The following is a 3,951-nucleotide window of genomic DNA, read 5'->3' as shown; positions in this document are numbered from 1 at the left end:
CAAATGGCGGTCGTCCGCCCTTGCTTCCATCGGAATACGCCAGGGCCTTGTCCAGATCAGGACGGAACGCTTCAAAATCCACAGTCCGGGAAAACGCTTCGAGCTGATCGCCAAGCCCACTCAGCCGGGCAAGACGCTCTTCAACATCAAAGAAACCAGACTGCTTCATATCGCCATTCCCTCAATCAACGCAGAAGAAATAGAATCATACAGAAGACCTCAAAACCAGGGGGTTTTTAGAACCCTCCAGTTATATAATTAAACTAATTAATGATTGGTTAAATTAATTTCTAAATTCTCTTTAGATATAAATTTCCATATTGGTTCTTTTTTATTAGATATATCGCCAATAATATTAATCTCCTCTTCAGTGGCTTGTTTTGGGTTTTCTTTTTTTATATTGAAAATCATATTATCCAATGCCTCTTCTATTGTATTTCCTGTTGAAAAAAATGACGACTGGTAATAATCAACTCTATTATTTCTAGATGGAACAAGCCTTACTAGATTTAGAAAAATAATTACTTTTATATCAATATTAAAAGCCTCTGCTACAGCTACAAAATTATTATCAGTGTTAGATTCAAAGTAGCGTGCGAATTGATATTTTTCCATAGAAGAATTTCCTAAGTTAGGGGTCATATTGAATATGAAACCAATATGACCCTTTTTATGAATTAAGAAGCTATTGAAATATTTTCAACAATAATTTCATCTTTCAGATATGGCCCTGAAGATATTACCTGGATAGAGATTATCGTTTCGTTTTTCATTATTTTTTTTCTATCGAAATGGATAGTAGCATCACCATTTGTCCATCTCATATCGGTTGATTCTATATTATGCCATCCGTTTAAATCGCTGTTGGTAAGATGTTGTGTAATATTTATAGTTTCGTCACTTTCAAAAGATATAATTTTCCCAATTAAAACTCCTAAGTTACGGCGATCATCTACGAATGGTCCAATAACGTCGCATGGCCTACTTGATCTAGAAACAATCCGTACAGAAGTAGTATCTTTTGGAAGCCGGAATGTTACGAAACTATTTGTATTTCGGATTGGGTTCAACTTGGACCCAGAATTAGTTATCAAATACATTTCATGATTTTTCACAATGGTTTTTGGTTTTTGGTTTTTAACTATCTTTAGATCTTTAGCTCTGCTAACAATTTTATTATATATATATTCAACTGTATCTCTAGAAACATCTAGAGCTGCAGCAGAATCTATATTCCAATCTTGATTTTTATTAGTGATATTAATAATATTTTCTCTGTTAGAGAAGTAGCGTCTATTGCCAGTATCTAAATATGACTCGGACAACATTCCATCAGCCCAAATAACAGAGTGTTCTTCTGTTTCTATATGATAGAAATTATAAGAAGTTACGCTTCTATCGTAGAAAATACTTTGTCCGTTGACTAACATACGAGCTGGAATAAATTTTCCGTTAAAAAACAAGCAATGTTCTGGTGTAACAAGAAGATCTTTATGCGGCGTATTGTCAGAGATTGAATTTTTCAAAATCCGAACCGGATATCCAGCTTGATCTTCTGGAAGATTAGGCTGTAATTTGCTCTTTTGATAACCTACCCACGTTAGTGGACGAATTACTTCACTTTGTGTTTCCCAATTAAAAGTAACTACCTCATCACCTATATCCAAAGATTCTACAGGGACTTCTCCATGCGGAGTTCGAATAAGTGTCCCAGGTAGATAGCAAACCAATGTAACAGTATCTCCGGAGATGATAAAAGTATCATCACTTGGATACGATCCTGATAATTGCAATTTTACCGTTTGAGTAGACGTTGTTACGGTAAGAAGTCCAGAGTTACTAACTCCAGCATAGGTTATGCTGCCCTGGAGAAAGGAAAAATCTATCGACCCCATATAATTGAGAGTTGCATTGACAAGCGATGATACACTAGAAATGGATGCCATTCCTCCATCATTGATGACAGAGTTACTAGAAATACCGCCAGACGATACTACCTCTACACCACCGCTATTTATAGAATCATTATAAGATTTTGCCCCAGAAGATATTATCTCCGTACCTCCGGAGTATATATTGCTCGACGATACTACAGATCCATTTGAAGCTAATAAACTTCCTCCTGAAGAAACAATATTGTTAGAAGCTACATTTCCAGAATTTATTATTTCTTTTCCTGAATTTAGTATTAACGTAGATATAATATCTGCAGAAGATCCAACTACATTCATAGTTCCACCAGACAACACGACATCTGAGGTGGTTATAGTATTTTCTATTTTTGCGCTTCCGCCAGAAAAAATAGTAGCTCCAGAAAATATACTTTGATTAGTTGATGTTTTATTTCCTGCCTGGCCATACCCAACATCTATATATGCACCAGACATGATCTGCGCGCTAATAGAGACTGCACCGTTATAAATAGTAGCAGACGCTCCAGATTCTATTGTAACATCAATATCTTTTCCTAAAAAGGCTCCTGAAGACGACATTTGACCCGCATATAAACCGTCTCTAAAATTACCTCCACTAGATATAACAGCTCCGGAAACTGTTCCGGAACTCATTACATAAAGACTTCCACCTGATTTTACATTAATTCCGGATGCAGTTCCTCCTGAACCAGAGGCATATTCAGTTGCACCATTTGATATTATGATACTTCCATCTGAATAAGATTTATCATTATATCCTTTTGCGCCGTTAGATAACGTCTCATTACCATATACAATGCTACTTATGGTAGATGCACCATTATATAGTGTAGCCTGCCCTCCCGAAGAAACAATGCTACTTGAAGCTGTTCCTCCGGATACAATTTCTGTTCCTCCGGACATAACCGTTGTGCTAGTTACTATGGATCCCGTTCCATAAGAACTATTTACATTTATTAATCCACCTGAAGATACTGTTGTTAAATTAGCACTTCCTCCATTATCCAGATAAAGTAGACCGCTACTATTAATGGTGGTGCTGTTTGCAATTCCGTTTTGAGCTACATATACAATTCCTGATGAATTAATTATTGTAGAATTTAATGTTCCACCACTAAATGAAACTCCTCCTTGCCCAGCTCTAATTACTCCACCTGATGATACGGAGAAGTTATTAGCAATTCCTCCTTTGGATACATTATAAGTATTTCCGCTTGTTACAGTTATATCAGATAAAACCTGTCCTGAAGATACATTGGTAGTAGTCATGTTTCTTCCAACCTTACGTTGACATTGTAAGATACAAACCTAGACAGGATTTTTCCAACTCCACAACTGAATTGTTTAGACACAATCATATATCACATAAAGTTGATATGGAGGGATCGACGCGGAAATCTCACGGAAGGGTTGTACATCGGGTTAGATTATGAAAAAGTCTATTTTGTGTAAAAGAAATTTTCGTAAGCTATAAGAAAACCCGATGCAGACAGAGTGTAGCGCAGGCGCGTATGAGTTTCCAGCCTCCTGTGGACGGCGTGTTGTGGCCCGTTTTGACGGGGGTCGCATGAGTTCGGATGGGGGCGTCATTCTGGTGAAGCAGGCTGATGACATTCTGGGTCTCAGCCGCCGCTTTGCTGCCTGTTTTCGCGATAAGCGGCATCCCGGCTTTGTGGAATACCGGGTTGAAGACCTTGTCCGTCAGCGGATCATGGGGCTGGCACTGGGCTATGAAGATCTCAATGATCACGATGCCTTGCGGCATGACCTGGAGGGATCGAAGAACCCTTGATTGATGTGCTTGGCCGGTAATTTCTGGGTTTTGGCGATTTGATTGACGGTTTTTGCGATGGCGTCCAGTCTGCGTTTTGAGCGGATTGGGAGTTGTCTCTCGCTGGATGGCTATGCGCTCGCGTTCAATCTTTCGAGGAAGAGGAGGCGGCGCATATTGTAGACGATATTGGCGAGCCCGATCCTCATGGTGGCTCGACTGATACCGACAGTCCGGACAACCAGC

The 3,951-nt window shown here is 38.9% G+C and carries 2 protein-coding genes and 3 pseudogenes; 1 reads left to right on the top strand and 4 read right to left on the bottom strand.

The window, feature by feature from the left end; translation table 11 throughout:
- From KP703_RS15110 to KP703_RS15100, 3 genes and pseudogenes are all read right to left on the bottom strand, one after another.
- Positions 1–169: pseudogene (locus KP703_RS15110) on the bottom strand (IS5/IS1182 family transposase); the annotation flags it as partial.
- 98 nt (positions 170–267) lie between these two features.
- Positions 268–615 (bottom strand): hypothetical protein, encoded by a 348-nt coding sequence (locus tag KP703_RS15105; protein ID WP_211510843.1) that lies wholly within the window; start codon positions 613–615, stop codon positions 268–270.
- 62 nt (positions 616–677) lie between these two features.
- On the bottom strand, positions 678–3,203 hold the full coding sequence (locus KP703_RS15100; RefSeq protein ID WP_215755520.1) for a Hint domain-containing protein: 2,526 nt from the start codon (positions 3,201–3,203) through the stop codon (positions 678–680).
- 214 nt (positions 3,204–3,417) lie between these two features.
- Here KP703_RS15100 and KP703_RS15095 point away from each other — a divergent pair.
- A pseudogene (locus tag KP703_RS15095) lies at positions 3,418–3,705 on the top strand (transposase); the annotation flags it as partial.
- Positions 3,706–3,836: 131 nt separating this feature from the next.
- On the opposite strand, the pseudogene KP703_RS15090 reads toward KP703_RS15095, so the two are convergent.
- A pseudogene (locus KP703_RS15090) lies at positions 3,837–3,951 on the bottom strand (IS5/IS1182 family transposase); the annotation flags it as partial.

The organism is Acetobacter sp. P5B1, assembly GCF_018811985.1.
GTDB lineage: Bacteria > Pseudomonadota > Alphaproteobacteria > Acetobacterales > Acetobacteraceae > Acetobacter > Acetobacter cerevisiae.
The sequence above is the reverse complement of the archived record's forward strand: the minus strand, read 5'-3'. Positions and strand labels throughout refer to the sequence as shown.

Coding starts and splice junctions, on each gene's coding strand:
- KP703_RS15105 (WP_211510843.1), bottom strand. CDS start 615: ATGGAAAAATATCAATTCGCACGCTACTTTGAATCTAACACTGATAAT.
- KP703_RS15100 (WP_215755520.1), bottom strand. CDS start 3,203: ATGACTACTACCAATGTATCTTCAGGACAGGTTTTATCTGATATAACT.